We start from the raw sequence: 1,093 nt of genomic DNA on the forward strand, positions 1-1,093 counted from the left end.
AGCTGGGCTGGATCGCGTTCACCCGCAGTTATCACTCCGGCGTCGCCGTGCGTTCGGGCGGTTTCGGCCCGGGCTGGACGCATTCGCTCGATCTGCGCCTCAGCATCTCGGCCGATACGCTCGGCTTGAGCGGCGGCGACGGTTATCAGGTGCGCTACGCGAAGCTCGGCAACGCCTTCTTCGCGACCGACAGCAGCGGCGACCGGGTCGTGGCGTCAGGCTCGCAATGGTTGCTGCACCGGCAAGGCGACGTGCTTGTGTTCGACGCTCAAGGGCGTTTGATCGAGCGGCGAAACGAAGACGGCACCGGGCTGACCTGCGCCTATGGCGAGTACGACCGTCTGGACAAGGTGACTCACTCCAGCGGGCGCTCGCTGCAGTTCGTGTATGCCGAGCCGTCGGGCGATGCCTCGATCGCCTCGATCGCGTCGGAAGGCAAGACGCTGGCGAGTTACGCCTACACGGCGGGACGGCAGGTAGAGATCGCGACGTTCGCTGGCGGCGACAAGCGCAAGTACCATTACGAAGATAGCCGGTTCCCGCGCCACCTGACTGGGGTCACCCACGAGGACAACAAGCGCTACAGCACCTTCGCCTACGACGCTAAGGGCCGGGTGATCTCCAGCCAGCATGACGGCGGCGCCGACAAGATCACGCTGACCTACCGCCCTGAAGGCGGAACGGACGTGACCGATTCGCTGGGCCAGAAGACGACCTACGGCCTGACCAGCGGCACCGGCGTGCTGCCGCGCCGGTTCGGCGACGTCATCGACGAAAAGGGCACGGTCAAGAATACGTACAACCCCGAGTCCGCCGACTTCCGTGGCCGTCCGGCCAGCCTGACCGATCGGAAGGGCACCAAGTCGGAGTTCGCCTACGCCGAAGCCAACGACGCGGTCACCGGCGCGCTCGCGCGCACCGTCACGACCACCGAGGCGGTCGGCAAGCCCGAGCAGCGGGTCAGCACCGCGACGACCGATATCGCCAGCAACCGCCTGATCCGCTCGGCCATCGGCAACCAGGAGACCCGGATCACCCGCAACGCCCGGTTCCAGCCGGTCAGCGTGGCCGTACGCCCGTCGCACCGGCCCTT

1 protein-coding gene is annotated in these 1,093 nt (G+C 67.0%); it reads left to right on the forward strand.

What is annotated here, in order from left to right:
* Positions 1-1,093 (forward strand): DUF6531 domain-containing protein (locus AB0D59_RS51125; RefSeq protein ID WP_362580101.1); only part of this gene is annotated, 1,093 nt, incomplete at both ends.

The sequence above is a fragment of the Streptomyces sp. NPDC048417 genome (genome assembly GCF_040651615.1).
Taxonomy (GTDB): Bacteria; Actinomycetota; Actinomycetes; order Streptomycetales; family Streptomycetaceae; genus Streptomyces.